The following is a 21,047-nucleotide window of genomic DNA, read 5'->3' on the forward strand; positions in this document are numbered from 1 at the left end:
AACCGCTGGAAGAACAAAAAAACCGGGGAAGAAGGGCGTCATCATGTGCACGAAACACTGCTTCAAAAAGCAGTCAGGTCGGCAGTTTTCAGGGCTGGTATTGTAAAGAGGGTCGGCTGTCATACTTTTCGTCACGCATTTGCGACGCATTTGTTGATGGGTGGTTATGATATTCGAACCATCCAGGAGCTGATGGGTCACAAGGATGTGAACACGACCATGATTTATACTCATGTATTGAATAAGGGCGGACAGGGAGTCAGCAGTCCTTTGGATGGTCTTTAAGCCAGCTTAGGCAGGTCTGCCTATATTAGGCTATTAAAATTACACAAAGTAAGTGAAAAGCAGAAATGATAGGCGATTATATCGGATTGGCGGGAGTTTTGTTAATAGTTTAGACAGACAGGTTTGTGTCTTTGTTTACAGTTTTATACAGACCTGTCCATTTATAGTTAGCCCTCAAGGAAATAAGCAATGAGCGTCATTATTCGAAATGAAACACCTGAAGATGATACAGCGATTGATGCTATTACAATCTCAGCATTTCGGGAAGCTCCGCACACTAGTCATACAGAACAGTTCATCGTCAAGGCCCTGCGCAACTCAAGAGCACTTACAATTTCACTCGTTGCGGAAGAGGATGGTGTAATAGTCGGACATGTCGCCGTATCCCCTATTTCTATATCTGATGGGACTCCTGACTGGTTTGGCTTAGGTCCGATCTCAGTCATCCCAGAATGTCAAAATCGAGGGGTCGGATCAAAGCTCATGCATGAAGCAATCAGTGCTCTTAAAAATACTGGGGCCGCAGGCTGCGTCCTTCTCGGTGACCCAGCATACTACAGTCGTTTCGGCTTCAAACCTAACCCAAATCTTATTTTACCAGATGTTCCTCCAGAGTATTTTCAAGCACTATCTTTTAGATCGCGCCTGCCACAAGGCATCGTTGCCTACCATGATGCATTCAATGCGCAGGGCTAACAAACTAATGTCTTTGGGCTTGTCAACCGATCTTTCACAATTGAAGACATAACACTCCCTTTGATGCTTCGTGAATGTGTTTAAAACTGGCGATAATGTCTCTTCGGCTCTTCAGTCTGAGAGCAGGTCTACCTTATAGGCCATGTCTTAAACAGTATTCGCATCGAGTGGCGGTAACGATCAACCAGATCATCTCTGGTGCGAGCGATGTAAGCCGAGATGACCGATCACCTTGGCTACGAGGAGAACGCTCCCTCGAACAATAACACCGGTAATGCCCGCAATGGTAGCTACCAGAAGAAAATCAAAGAGGAGTTTGGCAATCTCGACATCACAATCCTTCGCGATCGTGATTCCAGTTTTGAACCGGTGATCCTTCCCAAAGGGCAAAGTCGCTTTACTGGTTTCGACGATAAAATCATCGCTTTGTATGCTCAGGGCATGACGACACGTGATATTCAGGCGCACCTGGATAAGATGTCCGGCGTTGATATTTCACCGACTCTGGTTTCACAGGTAACCAAGGCTGTTCAGGAAGAAATAGTTCTCTGGATGAAGTCTGGCCGATCGTCTATCTTGATGCTATCCGCATTAAGATGTGGCAGGATAATCAGGTCATCAACAAAGCCGTTTATCTGGCGGTTGGTGTAAATATGGATGGCCTTAAAGAAGTCCTCGGGATGTGGACTGCTGAGACCTAAGGAGCCAAATTCTGGCTACAGGTTGTGACCGAACTGAAGAATCGGGGCGTTAAGGATATCTTCGTCGCCTGTGTCGATGAGCTCAAAGGATTTCCTAAAGCGATTGAGACAGTCTTTCCAGAGACCCAAGTTCAACTCTGTATGCTTCACATGGTGCGCCACTGTCTGAACTATGTTTTGTGGAAGCAGTGTAAAGATGTTGCGACGGATTTGAAGTCTATTTGCTCAGCTGTAAACCTCGAAGAAGCAGAATATCACCTTGAACTATTCTAGGAAAAATGAAACGGTAGCCATCCGACCATCGGCAAGTCTTGGTGGAACAACTGGGAACGGATTACGCCGCTGTTCACCTATCCGCCAGATATTCGCAAGGCGATTTACACGACCAACGCAATTGAATCGGTTAATATGTCGCTACGTAAAGTGACGAAAAACTGGGGATCGCTCCCCAACGATGAATCGATGATCAGGCTGATGTACTTGGCGTTACAAAATTTCTCAAAAAAATGGACAATGCCGATCCACCATTGGCGATCGGCACTGAACCAGTTTTCAATTATGTTTGAAGGGCGGATGCCGCAACTCTAACCAGCGAGCCATTTACACAAAAATACTTTACATGCTCTAAATCCCATTAAACTTTATTACTGTCATCACCTTTATTCCTCTCACGGATCACCTTTTGCAGTTTGTTTAAGTCGCGTCGGACAGCAACTAAGACAGAATAAGTTTCCCGATAAAAAGCAAGACGCTTCTCAATCTCAAGGACCATTTCCACTTCCCAGGGCTGACATCTTCGGATCAGTGTGCTGTCACTGTAGACAGACTTGTTCGTGCCCTTTTTGAGATAGTGGCTCACAGGAATATATTTGCCCTTTTTATCTTTCACAATTTCGTTATAAAACCACTCGATCGTGTAGTATTTGCCTTTGTTTCTTACCCTTACTCCCAGTTTGCTAGTGTGTTTAAATTTACCTCTACGCTTGCAGTTTTCACAATATCTAAAATCCCAGAAAACAGTAGCAACGTCTATGGCCTCATCCATTAATGCCACAATCCGCGAATTGATATCGGCTACACAAGAATCTACCCATCCCGAGAAATTTTTTGAACCTTCAACTAATGTGGTACCTTCAATATTTTCTTGATCTGCGCCATCACTCATAAAAATCTCCTATAGTATTTATTTCTCCAAACTATTATCTCTATGGGGAACAAAAAAATTCCCAAAGAGCTTTTTGACCTTCTTTTCGGCTATCTTCTCTTGGGGGAAAACTTTTCATTGTCTCTAGTGATCTGAGATAATTTGTTATTCCATATTTTGAGAGTTGAATAATTCTTTCATAAAATAAGGATGCGATTAGTCTGTAAAAGACGTTTTTTCCGCTTTTTATCAGACGGTGAGAATCTAAATGTTTGGAGTGTTGGTTGCGATTGTAAATAACTGAAAATTTCTCAAGGGTTTTACTATGTTGCTATAGTAGAAATAGAAAAGACTTTTTCTGAGTTGGGGGGGGGGGACGCTAATCGACATATGACAAATACCAATTGAATGATGAATTTAACTCCGGCGGTTTTTTGTTTCTATACTGGTATGTATGAAAACCAGCTTCTACAATGTATTGCCCCTCACATGTTCACTTTGCGGTCAAAAATTTTCTGAAATAATGAGTAATTAACTGATATGAAATAGACCTTATCTCGCCTCGAAAACCTCCTGCTCACTGCTTGTGATGAACTGCGTGGCAGCATGGATGCCAATGAGTATAAAGAATATATCTTCGGTATGCTGTTCAGGGCCAGTGACCTGTTCGATCAGCGTCAGACTGAGTTACGAAAACAATTCAAGGCTCAGAGAATGTCGGACGCGGACATTGAGCTCGAACTTAAAGATCCAGATCATTACTCAGCTGCAAACTTCGAAGAAGCAGAATATCACCTTGAACTATTCGAGGAAAAATGGAACGGTAGCCATCCGACCATCGGCAAGTCTTGGCGGAACAACTGGGAACGGATTACGCCGCTGTTCACCTATCCGCCAGATGTTCGCAAGGCGATTTACACGACCAACGCAATTGAATCGGTTAATATGTCGCTACGTAAAGTGGCAAAAAACCGGGGATCGTTCCCCAAAGATGAATCGATGATCAGGCTGATGTCCTTGGCGTTACAAAATATCTCAAAAAAATGGACAATGCCGATCCACCATTGGCGCTCGGCACTGAACCAGTTTTCAATTATGTTTGAAGGGCAGATGCCGCAACTCTAACCGGCGGGACATTTACATAAAATACTTTACAGGCTTTCTTTTTATAGTGGATGCCATTCCGCAAAGATTATTTCAGCTTATTTCATGTCATTGATGATTCGGTAAACACTACTTAGGCCAATTCCTAACTCTCTGGCAATATCGGCTTTTTTCTTGTCTTGACCAAGTAACACAAGGATTTTGTCTTTTTGCATTCTGGCTGTAGGCTTTCGTCCTTTGTACTTGCCGTCAGTTTTGGCTTTTTGAATCCCTTCTTTTTGCCTCTCTAACATCAATTCTCGTTCAAACTCAGCAATAGCCCCTAACATAGTCAGCATCAGTTTGCCGGTCGGTGTGGCTGTGTCGAGGTTGATGTTCAGAACTTTAAAGGCAATATTTTGTTGTTTAAGTCTATCGACGATATTCAGCAGATGCTTCGTCGACCTGGCAATCCGGTCCATTTTGGTACAGATGACAGTATCGCCCTCGCGAACATATTCGAGCAGGGTGTTAAGCTGCTCCCTGTCCGACTTAGACCCAGAAGCTTTTTCTGAAAAAATCTTCTTGCAACCAGCTGCCTTCAGTTGCTCGATTTGAATATCAAGGGATTGATCCGTTGTACTGACTCTGGCATAGCCAACGATTGCCATATATTTCTCCTTGAGCTTTAAACCCTGTGAGAATTCCTTCCCAAAAGGTCACAACAACTCTATTGGTAAATTGGAAAGGGGGGTGAGTTTGTTCCCACAAGAGCACGGTCTATTGAGACGTTGAGTCCTGTGATTTTGCCTGTAATCCCGCCAACTGTTTGACGACTTCAATGCGCTTGTCGCGTTCACTGTCCAATTTTTGCTCAGCACGTTGCAGATCCTCTTTCATGCTATTGAGTTGCTCTTTTGTGAATTCCAGTTCGGCAACCGCTTTTTCAACACGTTTTTCCAATGTGATGACGTGAGTTTGATGTTTTTCAACGGTCTCTTGCAGACAGGATCGTTCCGTCGTGAGCGATTGGGTTTTATCTTTTTCTTGCGCAAGCAGGAGTGTGGTTTCGCTAAGGGAGGCTTGCATTGTGACAATCTGATTCTGTAAGAGTTCTCTTTCTTGATAGAGCTGTTGCTTCTCCTGCTCAAGGTCTATCACCCTTTGTTTCAGGGCCGCTTGTTGTGAATCCGCAGATCGGTTTTGGTCTTCTACCAGGGCGCTGGTCTCAGACAGCTGCATTTCGAGGTGCTTTATGGTCTTTTCCGCTGTCTGCAGATTTTCTAAAAGGAGACGTTCGTTATTCAGAGCCGAATCTAAGTCCTCTTTCACTTCTGTTTTCGCGTTTGAGATCGCCGCCATCACGTCATTGATGTAGGCATCACGAAACTCCTGAGACATGACACAGTTGAGCTCCTGCTCTCGACGCCTCTGCTCTTCAAAACGGCGCAGCAGAGGTGTGACTGTGGAGTTGCTGCCCCCGATCAGTTCAACGATCTTTCTAACGCTCGGTTTTTCCCCTTGTTGTTTCAAGCTGAGATAGGCTTTACAGACCTTTTCATACGTTGCTGTTTGTTTCATGGTTTCATCCTCTTTTTACTGACTGTGACAGTAACAAACCGTCACGTTACACTGTCACGTTACACTGCACTGTTTGCATCGAAACCAGTTTAACCCTGAAGATTTGTCGCTAGAGGTGTAAAAACACCGGAAAAAGTGCCTTTTGTTGACCCCCTCCATAAATCATTATGATGCCCCCGGCCATAAAGACCGGGGGCCGAGGTGTCAGGTTGGACAAGACTCTTGAGTCTTAAGGTGACAACGATGGTAGGCCGGCAGTGGTTTTGAGCAGCAGGGTGTCAGAGAGCGGTTTTTCCATTGTTCAACCGGCAACGTTGTTTCCTGACCGCAATGTCGACAAATTCCCCTGACAGGTTGCCGTTCACCTTGGTATGTCGAAAGGTTGACATCCATGTCGATGCCCCGTTGTTTCATCTTGTCGACAAACTCGTGGGCCCGATCCAAACGTTGGCATTCACTGCATGTCCGTTTTCCTTGCTGCCATTTGTTCCAGGTTCTTGTCACGAGATGACCATGCTGGCAGAACATCTCTAAGGGTTGATGCGCATTGGTATAGGACAGCTGCTCAGGATCTGCCAAAGACCATCCTTCCTGCTGTAATTGCTCCGTGATATGATCCAGTGTCAGGCGCTTATTCCCGGCGCATTCAGGACACCAATGGCCGTTCCTGACTAAATAGGGGAGCGCCTGAAAGCGATGCCCGTTTTCACAACGGACAGATAAGGGTTTCGTTAAACCCGCATAGTCATGGCTCTCAAATGATCCCCCTTTGTCCGCAACGATCTTCTTGAAATCCAGAAACGGAGCGTCGGCATAGGTATCATAAATCTTACGCGGATCAATCTTCACATCTCGCGGATCGTGCAGGGCCATTATCCCTGTTTCCATCAGCATTTTGGCGAGGAAGTTTCGCGTTTCTTCAAGGCCTTTGTCGGTCACAGAGTAGGGAACGGTCACCAACATGACCAGGTTGGTTTGGCAGCGCACAGCCTTCAATGCATCCCGTTCCATCTGTGCGTAGAGATCCTCTCTTGATTTATGAAAACGATTGTTCTTCTGATAATGTTGACTGCCTTGGCATTCGAAGGCCAAACCCAATTCCTTATTATAGCCATCCAGATGAAGTGACGACCCTGAGGTTGCCAGAAAGTCTGGTCGGGAGACCGGGAAGGGACGTTGGTAAGTGGCCTCAAAGATTGCCCGTACCATGTTTTCGGCAATATTTGACTGGCAGGAAGGGCACCAGGTTCCCTGTGTTGCAACGCTGTCCAAATTGGCATGCCATTGATGTCCTTGACTGCATTGCCAGGAGAGAGACTCTCGGGTTGAAAACATTTGTTCTTCCGTCAAGCACTTCCCCCCACGCTCTTCGGCAATCGCTAAGGCTCTCTCTCGATTTCTGTTATTTCGCAGTTGGGTGATCGATATTTGCTGGTTGCGGCAATGTTTGCAGCTGCTCGGCCGCCTTCTGATGTCATGTGCAGACTTAACAGTGACAGCACCACATTGGCAGCGCAGGTGAACGGTGGACATCTTTCCTGTGACGTCGCCGGAGATGTAACTGCCACCATGTTGTTCAATCAGAGCTTTAATACTGGCCGTTGTGTATCGCTGGTAGTTTGCACAGGTTTGGCAGGGGGTATTCCTGCGCCTGGCCAGATTGTCAGCACGGACCGTTTCTTCTGTGCCACAGGTGAGACATTGAAACGTGAGCATCGCCGTGCTTTTAGTCGTCGGGCAGTCATAGTCGATCAACTCAATGTTGTGTTCATGAAGGTAGGCTTTCCATTCGGCTTCAGTGCGTTTGTACTGTTTCATGTAATACCTTTCTTTTAGAGGAATAAATTAACTTTAAATAAATAACTGAGACATAAATAAATAATGAACTAATGTCAAGAGAAATAATTAATTTGAGGGGAATAAATTATTGTGGTAGAAATAGGTGAATTTCCTGTCCGGATCGGACATTTTTTTTAAAGAGAGAGAATGATGAGGAAGATATGACGGTTTTTGCTCAGAAGTTAAAGAAGGTCAGAGAGGAGTCGGCATTATCGCAGAAGGCCTTTGCTGAAAAGCTCGGTATTGGTCCTGTTTCCATGAACCGTTTGGAAAAAGGCAACCAGTCCCCGGATGTTCATGTCTTAGTCGGACTGAGAACCTTGTTCGGGGTGGATTTGAACTGGTTACTCAATGACAATGCCGCTCCAGAGAGTGCGATAAAACCATCTATCCCTGTTTATGATGCGTCACAATTGAATCTGCCTGAGGATCAGAGACAGCGCAGCACCGTGCTTGATATCCCTGCTGTGGAGGGTGACTATGCTTATCGAGTGAAAGATGAGGCGATGTTACCCCAGGTTCGGCAGGGGGACTTTGTGGTCGTTCAACAGCATCAACCCGTTTTAGGGGATCTGCTTCTCTGTCTGACTGAGACAGGGCTTGTCCAAGTCAGACGCTTGTCTCGGGTGAACAACCAAATGGTTCTCGCAGCTGATAACCCGATCTATGATCAGATTGTGCCGGCAGAGAATCGAACTGTGTTGGGTAAAATCCTCAGGGTTGTCAGGACCTTTGAAGTTTGAGTGCAATAGTTGATCACTGAAATCTATTTGAAGTCCTGATATCTGCCATCTTGTTAGGAACTTCTAGGGAGTTTTGCGATCTATTTTGAATCAACTTATGAGAAGGAAATACGTGGTTTATGATGGCTTCAAAGATCGGTACAACAATTCCATAGTTATGAGATGCAAAGTCCATTACTGTAGCAAGGATTGTTCAAGTTCTTTTCTGGACTAATTGTTCCGGAACGCGTATTGTCTCGCTTATGGCGAGACCACGGAATTTCAATGAAGCGCAGGCACTCAAGAGTGCGATGCATGTTTTTTGGCAAAAAGGCTATGAAGCCACGAAGGTTCCTGACCTTCTTGCAGCCACCGGCCTAAGCCGTTCCAGCCTCTACGAAACCTTTGGCGATAAACAGGCGCTGTTTGAGGCATCAATCAAAGAATATAACCGCAGCATCACTGGCGTTCGTTTAGTCCAGTTACAGCGAGGACGAACCGCAAAAGAAGGGCTGACGCTGTTTTTCGATCATTTGATTGCAACCTGCCTTGATGAATCGACTCCGAGTGGTTGCCTTATGGTCAACACCACGACTACTCTGGACCCTCACGATCAGCGCATAAAAGAGATTGTCAATGAGTCGGGAAAAGGCTTCCACGAGGCTTTTTTGGCTCTGCTGGAGCGAGCTAAAGCCGATGGAGAAATTTCTTCAAGCCAAAACCTTCAAGATTTGGTCCACATGTTGGTTGCAATTATTGTTGGGATAAATGTCATGGCTAGAACGACAATGGACGCAGCTACGTTGCAGACAATGGCAGACAGTACCATCAATGTGGTTTTTTCATGATTGTTTAGGCAGATTCGCTTGAAACTGAACAGCCTGTTTATCAGGCCTATTTTTTTACCCAATTCGGAACAAACGTTCCAAAACGGCAATTCAAGGAGAAACGAAATGGATGTAAAACAAATGACCGCACCATGTGGACTGCCCTGTTGGGCCTGCGCGTACCACAAAGACAATATTACCGATGAACTAGCTCAGCAGACGGCTGCGGGTATAGGTCTGGCGGTTGAAGAAGTTCCCTGTGATGGTTGCAGAAGTGAAAGAGGCTGTTCTTTCGAAAATGCTTTAACCGATTGTACGGGCTGTGCGACTAAGAACTGTGTCGAAGAAAAGGAGCTACATAATTGCTCTGAGTGCAACGAATTCCCCTGTGAATACTTGATGCCGGTCGTAGATATGGCAGATCGTGCGCCACATAACACCAAGCTCTACAATTTAAGCCGAATCAAGCTTATCGGCATTGAAGCTTGGGGCGAGGAGGCTGCAATGATTCAGCAGAAATACTTCATGGGGAAGTTTGCCTACGGTAAAGACCCTGAACTTTTATAGGAGGAGATGGAGAATATCGAGCCTATCACAACAGGTGTACCCATATAGGTCATCGGCGGTTAGACCCTGTTCCGGGGACAAACACTGTGCAGTGTTGCAGCGTCAACCATTCAACCTTTGATTGCTGCGGCGAGAAAATGGCTGGTCCTGCTCGTCATTCGATCAAGAGTTTCCCCGTAGAAAACGATCAGGGAAAATTGATCATTTCGATTTCATAATAGGATGCGAGAAGATGGATAAAAAGTTTGTTGTTAAAGATTTTGTCGTAATCGCCTTGCTCACCAGCATATGGGTCAACATCTCCGAATTGGTCCGCTACTTTGGATATGTAAGACCACAAATGCAGGAGTACTTTACCTCTATTCCTGAAATGGGCACAATCTGGGATCTGCAAATTCTGGCCGTCTGAGGATTTTAGGATACCCTGATCACTGCTTTGTACGTTTTCCTTTTTTGGTTGTGTGCTCAGGTTTTCGGCAACAATAGCAAATCCATTTTAATCAGTGGTGTTATGTCCTGGGCTTTTTTCTTTGTGCTGTACTGGGTCGGTTCGGCAAATATGTTCCTGGCAAGTTGGGGTGATTTGATTGTCGTTCTACCGATGGCGTTGCTTGAAACGGTCGTCGCATCCTACATTGCCTCAAGATTATATTTGCGAAGAAGCGCCTAATTCGATGTCCGTATCAAACGACTTTCTTGAATATATTCTCGATCAATTTTCGGCGTGGGACGACGTCTCTACCCAAAGAATGTTTGGCGGTGCCGGTCTCTACCGTCACGGCAAGATGTTCGGCCTCGTTTTTGATGATGTTGCTTATTTAAAGGTTGATGAAACAAACCGTGGAAAGTATGAGGAATCAGGGTCCTCTCCTTTTAAACCGTTCCCTGAGAGACCAACCAGTGTGTCATACTTTGAGATCCCTGCAGACATTTTGGAAGATCCAGAAGAGTTGATAGAATGGTCAGCAGAGTCGCTATCCATTCAACAGAAGCGAAAATGATTTTTCCTGCGAGATAATACACTTTTGGCATTCCCCGCCCCAAAAGTTGTCGCAAAAATGAAGCCCCGGTTTTAACCGAGGCTTTTGCCTTTTTTATGTCTCAAACCGCGTAAGTTTCATGATCAACGCAGCCTCAACCTGCACATGCGGGCTGAAGCTTTCTTAGAAGTTGCCTCATAATGGATTCTTGGATGAGCTAAGGATTAATAGTCCACTTTGCACTAAACGGATCTCATATGTCGTAATATTTTTTTGTTTTAGGATATAGTTGTCACTAGACCATCATGTTTGAAAATTGCTTCTCCTTTAACCGATTGGTTTTATGTATGCAACTTCGTCACTGGTGGATGTGTTTTTGGCATGTGCGTGTACTGCTCATCACGTTATTGTTGCAATTATTATTTCTGAATTCCCTGTCCGCTACAGTTAATTCTCCCCACATTCTTATTTTGAACTCTTATAATCAAGGGCATCCCGGAACAGATAGTCTTATTCAGGGATTCCAACGAATCATAACTGAGAAGATTCCAGAAGCCCAATTTCAATTTGAATATCTTGATTCAAAAAACTATTCAGGTCCACTCTATGACGAATCCCTCTTTCAACTTCTGAATTACAAATACAAAAACCGTCCATTTGACCTTATTCTTGCATCCGATGATTACGCATATAATTTTGTTGAACAAAACTATGCTGCACTATTTCCTGATGTCCCGGTTATCTTTTGTGGAACGAACAATTTTGATATTAATCGTCTGGAAGGGAAAAATAATTTTTGGGGTGTAGATGAACGTCTCAGCTTCAAAAAGACAGTCGGGCTAATCTTCAGGCTCTTTCCCGCAACAAAGAAAGTCATCGTTATTCATGATACCTCCATAACGGGCACACTGAACAGCAAAGCTTTCCGAACCGAGATCGGCAACTACGAAAAGCAAGCGGTCTTTGACTATTGGGTTGATCAACCCCTTGAAGTATTACTAGAAAACATTCAAAACCTCCCTACGGGTACTGCAATAATTTATTTCACGTCTTATGTCAAAGGTCTTTCTGGAGAATTTCATAACAACTATGATGCCCTGAAAATCTTGTCCGCGGCAAGTTCTGCTCCGCTGTTCGGTTTTTGGGAGTTTGGCCTCAACCACGGGTTTATTGGTGGCAAGGTGATGAAACTTTCTGAGCATGGAGCATTGGCGGGGCAGATTGCGACAAAAGTGTTAATGGGAGAGAAGAACGAGATCAAATCAAAACTGTATGATAGCCCCCAAATTTATATGTTTGATGATGTCAAATTAAAACAGTTCTCCATCCCTGACAGTAAACTCCCCAAAGGGAGCATCATCGTCAATCGTCCCCCTTCGTTCTATCAGCAGCACAAAGTGACATTGTTTGCGGTTTTAGCTTTCATTTTCGGACTTCTTGCAGTGGTAGCTTCTGTAAAGTTTTATACAAGCCGGAATATGATTGTCGCCTATCGTAAACAATTGCTGACAGAAAAAGCCCTTCAAAGAGAGATGGCCTTTTCTACGACTCTAATCAATACAGCTCAATTAATTATCCTGATCCTAGATGTAAATGGTCACATCAAAAAAATTAACCCCTATATGGAGTCAATTACCGGATACAAAGAGACTGAAGTTAAAGGCAACGACTGGTTCGATACATTTTTACCACCAGCAGACAATACGGAACTCCGCGCGAAGTTCAGAAAAACTATTGCAAACATTGATGTCAACAGAGAGATCTATCCTATTGAGACTAAGGATGGACAACAACTGATGATAGAGTGGCACAACAATACCCTCAAAGATGAAGCAGGAGCAGTTCTTGGTTTACTTTCGTTCGGGATAGATATTACTGAACGGATGCAAATTGACGAAAAACGGCAGGAACTGGAAACTCAGCTCAATCAAAAACACAAGATGGAAGCCGTTGGAGTCATGGCCGGTGGAATGGCCCATAACTTCAACAATAACCTCTCTATTATTCTCGGTAACATTGAGCTCGCTCAAAAGAAATTACCGGAAAATATTGAAATGGTTGGTTATCTGAATGACGCTAAGATTGCCGTCTTACGCTCTCGGGATCTGATCAGACAGATTATGTTCTACAGCCGTCAAGACACCCAGTACAAAACCTCTATCCAACTTTCCGTGCTATTGGATGAAACACTTCAATTGCTTCGAGCCACCCTGCCAGCAACGATCAATGTACAAACAACGGTCACTGAAGACGGACGAAATGCAACCATTCATGCAGATGCTTCACGACTGCAAGAATGTCTGATCAATCTCTGCAACAATGCTATGCAGGCGATGGATGAAAAAGGAAATCTCACTATTTGTCTGAAGACAGAAGATGTACAGAAAGAAGATATTCCCTCTATGTATGATGCCCACCCGGGACATTACGCTAAGCTCAGTATCACTGATACCGGTTGTGGCATGGCAAAAGAAACTATTGAAAAAGCCTTTGACCTCTTTTACACCACCAAACCGGTTAATGAAGGAACAGGCGTTGGGCTTTCAACTGTTCAGGGAATTGTCAATCAACACAACGGTTTAATAAAGGTCAAGAGTCACCTTGGTGAAGGAACGACCTTTGATCTATTTTTCCCGGTTACAGCACAACCACAAGTTTCAGCACCAAAAAACAGTGATGAAGAAGAATACAAAGGTGCAGAGAGAATCCTGTTTATTGATGATGATGAAATGCTAGCTGACATTGGAAGTAAAATGCTTACAGAGATGGGTTATCAAGTAACAATGGTCACGGAGAGCCAAAAAGCCTTGCAACTTTTCATGACCGATGCTGACAGCTTTGACCTTGTGATCACTGACCAGACCATGCCCTTATTGACCGGGAAAGAATTGATCAACAAACTCAAACAAATCAAACCTAGTATTCCGACCATTATCTGTACTGGATATAGTAGCAAAGTTGATAAAGCAGAAGCCAAGAAACTAGGAGCTGACGCCTTTATGATGAAACCGCTAGAACTTTCTGCCTTACTGCAAATAATAAGACAGGTTCTGGATAGGAAGAAGGAATAGTTTCTGGTAATTATATTAGTAGATTGCCGGCTATCTGCTTATTGTATGTTTTTTTCACGTCTCTAATAAACTTAATTGAGCGATACTTCAAAACTGCTACGTTTACAAACGGTACCGGGTCTCCTTGAAGCCACTACAGGCTATTTTGAAGTGTCCGTAATTTCGGGGTGGAACCCCAATCTATCTTCAGCTTTTCATCAGACACTTTCACAAAAAACATTCAACTCGTCTCGCTTGATCATGACACAAATTTCGCGTTCAAAAGGATCAATCATAAAACAACGCTTTACCGCATCAATGGAATTTTCGTCAAAAATAATACCTTGCTTCAGCAATAAAACTCCGGTGCCACTGTGAAGATCTCGTCTTAATTGCATTCCTGGTTTCAAGTCTTTAGGAGCGATCTTTATTTCAATCACTTCAGATGAAAGATCAAGATAGGTATAAACTTCTTGTGCACTCTCCTCCAAAGCCGCTCTCATTGTCGGGTCCAGTGACGTCCCCCATTCCATTTCCAGAGAGTTTAAGGCGGAAGATAAGGCATCACACTCTGGAAATTGATTGAGTTTACGTTCAAACATATCCACCGCACAGATAATACGCGCCCCTAATGGGATCGCGTCTCCTTTTAACTTGTCGGGGAAACCCTTTCCATCGTAACGTTCATGATGATGGCGAATCAGCACACTTACCTCACGCAGAGTCGGAACCATATCGATAGCTGTTTGCCCCCGAATGACATGAGTCTGATATTCCTGACGTTCCTGGCTATCCAGTTCCTGAGGCAACTTGACCAGTACTTTATCAGAGATGCCAATCTTTCCAATGTCATGCAGAAGCCCAGCAGAACAAATTTGATTTTTTTCCTCTTCAGGCAAGCCTAGTTTGCCTGCCATGGCTCGAACAAGCTCGGCAACATTACGACTGTGTCCAGAAGCACGGCTGTCCCGCAACTCGAATAGCCCAGCCAAAGTTTTAATCGTTTCATCAAAGCTTTTCTTCAGTAACTTATTACTTATGCTAAGTTCGTCGCCTCTAGCTCTGATCGTTGCAGTTTGATCAAGTACGCGCTGTTTTAATCTCTGATTCCACTCTTGCAACTCATCCTTTTGTTTCAAAACCAGGGCATTCAGTCGTCTGTTCTCGGCCACCAGCCAAAAATTTCTCGCTGCCTCGGCCACCGCCTGTAGAATACTATTGTCATCCCAAGGCTTACTCAGATAGCGAAATACCGCTCCCTTATTAATCGCTGCAATGGATGCTTCAATGTCTGCATACCCAGTCAACAGTATACGGATTGCTTCAGGTACGATATCCCGGGCTTTTTGCAGAAACTCGACTCCCGTCATCTCAGGCATGCGTTGGTCAGAGATAATCACACCAATGTCTGAATGCTTGGTCAATAGAGTCAAGGCATCAGCCCCTGAATTGGCAATGTAAATCTCATACAGATCTGCATCCATTAGCAATCTGCGCAGTGCTTTTGCTATATTGACTTCATCATCAACCAATAAAATTTTAATCATTTTTTCAGGAGCTTTTTTTTCGCTCATATTATTACCTCTAATAGATGATCTTATTGGCCATTGAAATGAAGTTCAGGAATCAGAACCAATACGCTTCCCTGTGATAACCTCTCATGCAGTCGTCGTGCTTCACAGTAAAACTTTTGGTTGTTCATGTTCAAAACCATCTTTGACACTTTCGCTTTTTCTAAACCATCGAGTAATAGATTTATATCTGCAGAAAACACAACCTGTCGGTCATGCCCTAAAGGTCCAAGTTTGCCACAAGGAAATAATTCCAGGGCATATTCATTACAATGCACAATCATCTGTTCTGCATCGATGCCATAGACAGCGACAGGCAGGATATTCAGGATACCCCGTGATAATTGCAACACGTGGTTGCGTAACTCCAAAGCTTCAGTCCGTTTTGCTACTAGATGTTCCAGGTTCCCATTCATTTTTTTCAGTTCAATATTCATCTCCTCAAGTTCTAAATTCTTTTTCTTCAGTTCGTTATTCAGATGATTATTTTCCCAACGTAATTCCTGATGCTGCAAGGCTACTTTGATAGTTGATAATAATTCCTCATCATCCCAAGGTTTTGGAATAAATTTGTATATTTGTCCAAGGTTGACCGCCTCGACTACTGCCACCGTATCCGCATAGCCTGACAACACAATCCGAATTGTTTCCGGCCATTTTTCATTCACTTGCCGCAGAAATTCAACCCCGGTCATCTCGGGCATCCGGTAATCGGAGATGACCAGGCGGATGTCATTATTACTTTTAAGTATTTCCAAACCTTCTTTGCCTGATTCAGCAAGCAAAATTTCAAACGATTCCTCATCCATGAACAGGCGACGAAAGGCTTTCAAAACATTTCTTTCATCATCTACACAGAGAATCTTAATGTCTTTAGGCATTGGTCATCCCCTCACTTTTCAAAGGCAGTTCGAGCCTAAATGTCGTCCCGACACCTTCAAGGCTATCTAGTGTTATTCTTCCCTTATGTTTTTTAATAATTTCATAGGAGATACTCATCCCGAGCCCCGTTCCCTTGCCAACATCCTTAGTAGTAAAAAATGGTTCAAATATCCGTTCTTTAATATCCTCAGGGATGCCAATACCATTATCACTGATACTGATGTTGATTTTATCTTGTTCCGTCCAAGTCTTAACCTTGATATTTCCAGTATCTGGGATTGCTTGCGCAGCATTGAGAAGAATGTTGAGAAAAACCTGATTCAGGTGTTGCGGATAACAATCAATCATGGGCACTTCACCATACTCTTTAACCAACGTGACTTTATATTTTATTTCGTTCCACGCAATCGCAATGGTACTTTCCAGGCATTTGTTGATATCAGCCTTGGCAAAATCTGATTGATCCAGACGGGAAAAACTTTTTAAATCCTGAACGATCTTTATGACACGCGCGGCACCTTCTATCGACTCATCGATCAAATCCTCAATATCTTCAAACATGTAATCTATTTTCTGATCTTTTTTTAAACCTTTTTGCTGGTTCAGAACCTCATATGGTGCAACAAGATCAAGATAATCCTCCAACTGATGAATATATTTGGAGAATTTACCTTGATAACGTTTCATAGCTGATAGGTTGCTGTTGATGAATCCCATCGGATTATTGATTTCATGTGCAATACCGGCTGCGAGTTGCCCGACTGAAGCCATTTTTTCCTGTTGTAAAATTTGTGATTGACTTGACTTCAACAGCTGATAGGCATCATTTAACTTACCTGTAATCTCTTGCAACTCGACGAAAGATCCCACCAACCGGTGGTAAAGTTCGTTGATGATTCTGCTGAGGGGCCCAAATTCCACATGTTTAGACAGGATTTCAAGCTTTTCAGTTTCAGCAACCAAAGCTTCCTCTATGTTCTTTGTCGTCTTCTCCGGTATCGACAAATTTGCAGTGATAGATTCTAGAGTCTCCAAGTCCCGCATACTGCGATGAACAAAATATGAACCAACCAGTGCCGAACTGGCGCTACCGAGACAAATAAACAAAATAAACAACTGCTGATTTGCCCACAACGGTGCCAGAGCATCCGCAATCGGAACTTGGGTAGCGACAATCCAATCCGTCATCAAGACAGGTTGGAAAGCAACAAACATTTTGATCCCTTTGGAGGTCACTGTTTCAGCCGTACCGGCAAAACCATCTATTGCCGCATCGAACATCTTGTTGGCACCAACTGGCACATCCCGGGTCAGTATTCTTTCGGCATTAGGATGCAGAACCATTAACCGAGTCTTATCAAAAACATAGCTATAACCGGTCTTACCAACTCTGTTAGTTCTGATCTTACCCAAGATATCGTTTGCCTCAAGTGGAACTGAAGCACCCACCATCCCAAGCGGTTCATCATTTTCATCTTTCAAATAAACAGTAAATGTCAGTACCCCTTCATCAGTCCGGGTTGAGCGATAAGGTTGATCGATAATCCCTTGTTGTGTTTCCATAGTTTCTTGGAAATAGGGACGAAAGGAAAAATCCTTGCCGTGTAACTCAGGGTGGACGGGGTAATCGGCCTGTAAAATGCCATTCTTGTCAAGAAAGAAAAATCCATTTGTAAATTGATCAAAATCCTTAAAATATTTAGAAAAATATTCTTCTATCCAAGTGAATTGATGGTGTTTGATAACCTCGGGAGGTATCATTATCCCGATATGTTTTGCTACGTCATGCTGAATTCGTAAATAATCCGCTAGGGATTGCGCGGTATTCTCAGCAATGGAATTAATCGATTCGTATACAGAATTACGAAACGCAGCTTTATACTGCTCTAAAAAAAATAGACCGCTCCCCCCCATGACAACAACAACACTGAGAACCAGAATCATCATTACCTTTGTTCGCAGTTTCATGAAGTTAGCCTTTTCCGGCTCAAGTGTAAGTGGATGACAAACATCGTGCCTTGTCTAATTTCAGGTTCAATCCTCATAACTCTCCCATAGCGCTTGATTATTTCGTAACCGACAAGCATACCGAGCTCCGTCCTTTCTCGCGGTAGCTAGGTTGTAAAAAAAGGCTAGAAGTCTCATCGCTGATTTTCTTTTGGAATCTCTCATTTGTTATCTGAGAGACTGAGTAATATCGTTTCTTCCTCGAACCAAAAATGGACACGAATCAAACCATTCTTTACCGTCACCAAGGTTCTGTTGTTCATAATATTTATAAAAAACTTGCTAATTCCGATTATATTGCAGCAGCAAACTTGTCGTAAAAATCTGTAATTTATATTTGAGCTCGCTCCAGATACTTGCAATGGTGTTCTTTAGGCATTCATTGAAATCAACATGCTGTTCTTCTGTCTGGCTTACCTAGGAAAACATTTTAAGGCTTTGAACATTCTTGCGAACCAGTTTAAAACGAGTGAGAGATTCGGTGATCTGATCATTACAAAAAGACCATTTTCCTTTCAGGACCAGTAATCACAATATTTGCTCACCAGTACGAAAAAGCAAGACTGAAACAATACTCTTCAGGTCGTTGGAATAAACTGTTGCTGCAATTTTTCTCCATCATCTTTTGACTTATGCCAGAAAGTCCTTGCGATTCTCTTCGAAAATCACACGAAACCCTTCAATCAGTTCGCTCAGTTGCTCCAAATCAAGATTTAACCGTTGTGGACCAGACAAGTTTTGTAAGTTCAGCTCGATGGGACGCCCAAAAACCCCAAAATAACCAGGCAATTGATCAGCAATATTCACAATAGAGGTCAAGTTAATGACGTTAGCATTTGGTTCCTGCTCGAACTGAACATCTGAATGATGCAAAGTCACGAGGCAAAGGGTATCTGAAAGTTTCCAACTTTCAAGCACAGCAGCCCCTATCTCAGCGTGAGTGGCACCGAAGATTTCACGCTCTTGTTTGGCCATGTTGTTCCTGCTTGATTGTAGGGTGCGAAAGATAAACTCGGCAGGTATGCCCTTCTGATTATTCAGAACAATTAAGCCGATATTCCTAAAAAGCCCAGCAATGAAAGCTTCTTCTGGATCGGCGATTGCTAGCTTGCAGGACAGATAACGAGATGCCAGAGCACAAACTATTGAATCTTGCCAAAGCATTTTTTCTAGCGAACCAAAAGTCAGATTGATCCCTTTCAAACTTGTCGCCAGAACTAGATTCCTAAGCGTCGTTTCGCCAAGAAGCACAATCGCAGTAGGAAGGCTTGTTACTTGGCGAGTCATGCTATAAAAAGATGAATTTGCAATTTTCAATACTCGCGCTGCAACTGATGGGTCTTTTGTTATGACTTTTGTAATAGCCCTAGCTGAAACATTTGGATCATTGACTAACTCCATCATTTGCGCAGCAACTGTGGGCATAGCTGGCAAATTATCTAAATCAAAATTTATACTCTGAAAACTTTCCTTCATTGGTACTCTCCGATTCTGAGCGGGTATTTAGTCAAAAGACCAACACTGCCTTAATTAGGTTGATTTAATTTACTTCTAGTAACAATTTAACTATCTTTATTGGTCTATTGCTAGTCACAGAATGAAGTTGGTGTGTCTGTTTAGATTGAATTTAAAACAGTCCAAATTCGCTACAATCACATTACATTCAGAGCCTTCAATACCGCTATTATTAGCATATCGAAATATCAACGGATTCGACTGTCTCATGCGTGTTCCAATAATCATCTCTTAATTCGTTCCATCAGTTAAATCATGGTTTTTGATGAACTGAATCGGCACATATATTTCTTAAAGAGGGATATCCATTTCGGCTCTTCGTTAGATATCAATACCCCTAGAAATAGGATCGGTCTCGGTTTTTCCAAAAAACATCGTAGGTAATGATATGGTAAATTCTGTTCCTTGCCCTACGGTGCTTTGCACCGCTAATTCCCCACCGTGTTTTTGTATGATCTCACTGGTAATGCTCATTCCCAGACCAGTCCCCTTGCCAGGTTCTTTGGTAGTATAAAAAGGGTCAAAGATTTTTTTCAAATTTTCTTCGGGGATGCCACAACCGTTGTCGGTCACTGTGACAATGATGATCTCATCACTGAGATAACTTTTTATTTTGATAACACCTTCCTGTTCAATGGCATGCGAAGCATTGACCAGAAGGTTCATGAAGACCTGAGCCAGTTGCTGATGATATCCAATAATGCTTGGGAGTTTGCCAAGGTTTTGCTCCAGCTTGATATTGTATTTTATTTCATTCTGGACAATCGTTAATGCGTCTTGAATACACTCATTAATATCTACAGATTCTGGTTCCTCAGAGTCTGTTCGGGAAAAACTTTTCAGGCCATGAACAATTGTCTTAATCCGGTCGGTTCCTTCAAGGGATTCAGCGAACAAATCGGCAAGGTCTTCCATGACAAGATCTACTTTAAACTTTTTCTTATTGGCCTTAATCTGTAGCTTCAGGTTTTCGGGTAGCTGTTTATGTATTTCATCCAGTTGCTGAAAGTAGCCTATCAGTTTGCTCAAGTATTTGTTCGCTGATGAAAGATTGCCAGAAATATAACCGACGGGGTTGTTGATTTCATGAGCAACTCCGGCGGCAAGCTGCCCAATTGCAGCCAATTTTTCCTGTTGGATAAGCATCGCTTGAGAGGCCTTAAGCTTTTCCACTTTCTTGGCAAGTTGACTTTCTAAGTCTTCCTGATAAGAGTGTTGAGCTAGAAACAAGCGTTGTTTCTCAAGGGCATTTTTCACACTGACTAGGACTCTGCTTAGACTGAATGGCTTAATGATATAATCATCTGCACCAAGATCCAGACATTGTTCAGCCAGATTAAAGTCATCAACCGCTGTTAACATGATGATCACGATATCGGGAAATCGTTTTTTAGTTTCCTTCAACAGTTCAATCCCCGACTGCCCCGGCATATTGATATCTAACAACGCCAAGTCAATGGACTGTTGTCCAATCAAAATTAAAGCTTCGTCATAGCTTCCAGCCAGAAAACATTGATAACCATAGTCTTCTAGATAGCGTTTCTGCATTTCACGAATCATCTCTTCGTCATCAACGATGAGAATTTTTTTAATCATC

The 21,047-nt window shown here is 43.2% G+C and carries 19 protein-coding genes and 1 pseudogene; 11 read left to right on the top strand and 9 right to left on the bottom strand.

The genetic code is table 11. From position 1 onward, the window contains the following. From BLU87_RS08960 to BLU87_RS17960, 3 genes and pseudogenes are all read left to right on the top strand, one after another. Positions 1-285: tyrosine-type recombinase/integrase (locus BLU87_RS08960; RefSeq protein ID WP_175498327.1), on the top strand; the 285-nt coding region annotated here is incomplete at its 5' end. Positions 286-474: 189 nt separating this feature from the next. Beyond that, positions 475-981, top strand: coding sequence for a GNAT family N-acetyltransferase (locus BLU87_RS08965; protein WP_092347073.1), 507 nt, complete (start codon positions 475-477; stop codon positions 979-981). 213 nt (positions 982-1,194) lie between these two features. After that, a pseudogene (locus tag BLU87_RS17960) lies at positions 1,195-2,270 on the top strand (IS256 family transposase); the annotation flags it as partial. Between the two features lie 46 nt (positions 2,271-2,316). Here the strand turns inward: BLU87_RS17960 and mobI are convergent. Further along, positions 2,317-2,847: a conjugative transfer protein MobI(A/C) gene (gene mobI / locus BLU87_RS08975; protein WP_092347076.1), complete on the bottom strand. Its 531-nt coding sequence runs from the start codon at positions 2,845-2,847 to the stop codon at positions 2,317-2,319. 552 nt (positions 2,848-3,399) lie between these two features. On the opposite strand from mobI, the gene BLU87_RS08980 reads away from it, so the two are divergent. Next, a complete protein-coding gene (locus tag BLU87_RS08980) occupies positions 3,400-3,951 on the top strand; it encodes a transposase (RefSeq protein WP_281242537.1) in 552 nt (183 codons plus the stop codon). A gap of 77 nt (positions 3,952-4,028) precedes the next feature. On the opposite strand, the gene BLU87_RS08985 is transcribed toward BLU87_RS08980, so the two are convergent. The 3 genes from BLU87_RS08985 to BLU87_RS08995 all read right to left on the bottom strand — a co-directional run bounded on the left by BLU87_RS08985 (position 4,029) and on the right by BLU87_RS08995 (position 7,308). Then, positions 4,029-4,580 (bottom strand): recombinase family protein, encoded by a 552-nt coding sequence (locus BLU87_RS08985; RefSeq protein WP_092347082.1) that lies wholly within the window; start codon positions 4,578-4,580, stop codon positions 4,029-4,031. Between the two features lie 109 nt (positions 4,581-4,689). After that, positions 4,690-5,490, bottom strand: a complete 801-nt coding sequence (locus BLU87_RS08990) for a DNA-binding protein (RefSeq protein WP_092347085.1) — start codon at positions 5,488-5,490, stop codon at positions 4,690-4,692. 204 nt (positions 5,491-5,694) lie between these two features. Continuing rightward, positions 5,695-7,308: a hypothetical protein gene (locus BLU87_RS08995; protein WP_092347088.1), complete on the bottom strand. Its 1,614-nt coding sequence runs from the start codon at positions 7,306-7,308 to the stop codon at positions 5,695-5,697. Between the two features lie 182 nt (positions 7,309-7,490). Between BLU87_RS08995 and BLU87_RS09000 the strand changes: the two genes are divergently transcribed. The 7 genes from BLU87_RS09000 to BLU87_RS09030 all read left to right on the top strand — a co-directional run bounded on the left by BLU87_RS09000 (position 7,491) and on the right by BLU87_RS09030 (position 13,496). Beyond that, entirely contained in the window at positions 7,491-8,072 is a 582-nt protein-coding gene (locus BLU87_RS09000; RefSeq protein ID WP_092347091.1) for a helix-turn-helix domain-containing protein, read from the top strand. 290 nt (positions 8,073-8,362) lie between these two features. Further along, positions 8,363-8,899: a TetR/AcrR family transcriptional regulator gene (locus BLU87_RS09005; RefSeq protein ID WP_217637470.1), complete on the top strand. Its 537-nt coding sequence runs from the start codon at positions 8,363-8,365 to the stop codon at positions 8,897-8,899. Positions 8,900-9,004: 105 nt separating this feature from the next. After that, on the top strand, positions 9,005-9,445 hold the full coding sequence (locus BLU87_RS09010) for a DUF3795 domain-containing protein (RefSeq protein WP_092347097.1): 441 nt from the start codon (positions 9,005-9,007) through the stop codon (positions 9,443-9,445). Continuing rightward, entirely contained in the window at positions 9,442-9,663 is a 222-nt protein-coding gene (locus BLU87_RS17860; RefSeq protein WP_092347100.1) for a Rieske 2Fe-2S domain-containing protein, read from the top strand. The genes BLU87_RS09010 and BLU87_RS17860 overlap by 4 nt, the downstream gene beginning before the upstream one ends. A gap of 14 nt (positions 9,664-9,677) precedes the next feature. Further along, positions 9,678-9,854, top strand: coding sequence for a hypothetical protein (locus BLU87_RS17415; RefSeq protein ID WP_217637471.1), 177 nt, complete (start codon positions 9,678-9,680; stop codon positions 9,852-9,854). A gap of 265 nt (positions 9,855-10,119) precedes the next feature. Further along, entirely contained in the window at positions 10,120-10,446 is a 327-nt protein-coding gene (locus BLU87_RS09025; protein ID WP_092347103.1) for a TfoX/Sxy family protein, read from the top strand. A gap of 362 nt (positions 10,447-10,808) precedes the next feature. Continuing rightward, positions 10,809-13,496: a hybrid sensor histidine kinase/response regulator gene (locus BLU87_RS09030; RefSeq protein ID WP_175498328.1), complete on the top strand. Its 2,688-nt coding sequence runs from the start codon at positions 10,809-10,811 to the stop codon at positions 13,494-13,496. A 197-nt stretch (positions 13,497-13,693) separates the two neighbouring features. On the opposite strand, the gene nosR is transcribed toward BLU87_RS09030, so the two are convergent. The 5 genes from nosR to BLU87_RS09055 form a co-directional block, all read right to left on the bottom strand. Next, positions 13,694-15,049: a response regulator c-di-GMP phosphodiesterase, NosR family gene (gene nosR / locus BLU87_RS09035; protein ID WP_092347109.1), complete on the bottom strand. Its 1,356-nt coding sequence runs from the start codon at positions 15,047-15,049 to the stop codon at positions 13,694-13,696. Positions 15,050-15,072: 23 nt separating this feature from the next. Then, positions 15,073-15,927, bottom strand: coding sequence for a response regulator (locus BLU87_RS09040; protein WP_092347112.1), 855 nt, complete (start codon positions 15,925-15,927; stop codon positions 15,073-15,075). Then, positions 15,920-17,896 carry a sensor histidine kinase gene (locus tag BLU87_RS09045; protein ID WP_092347115.1) on the bottom strand — a complete coding sequence of 659 codons (1,977 nt, stop codon included), beginning with the start codon at positions 17,894-17,896 and terminating at the stop codon, positions 15,920-15,922. The genes BLU87_RS09040 and BLU87_RS09045 overlap by 8 nt, the downstream gene beginning before the upstream one ends. A 669-nt stretch (positions 17,897-18,565) precedes the next feature. After that, positions 18,566-19,411, bottom strand: coding sequence for an HDOD domain-containing protein (locus BLU87_RS09050; RefSeq protein WP_092347118.1), 846 nt, complete (start codon positions 19,409-19,411; stop codon positions 18,566-18,568). 360 nt (positions 19,412-19,771) lie between these two features. Continuing rightward, complete coding sequence (locus BLU87_RS09055; RefSeq protein ID WP_175498329.1) at positions 19,772-21,046, bottom strand: sensor histidine kinase; 1,275 nt, start codon at positions 21,044-21,046, stop codon at positions 19,772-19,774. Position 21,047 lies beyond the last annotated feature (1 nt).

It is taken from the genome of Desulfuromusa kysingii (assembly GCF_900107645.1).
Taxonomy (GTDB): domain Bacteria; phylum Desulfobacterota; class Desulfuromonadia; order Desulfuromonadales; family Geopsychrobacteraceae; genus Desulfuromusa; species Desulfuromusa kysingii.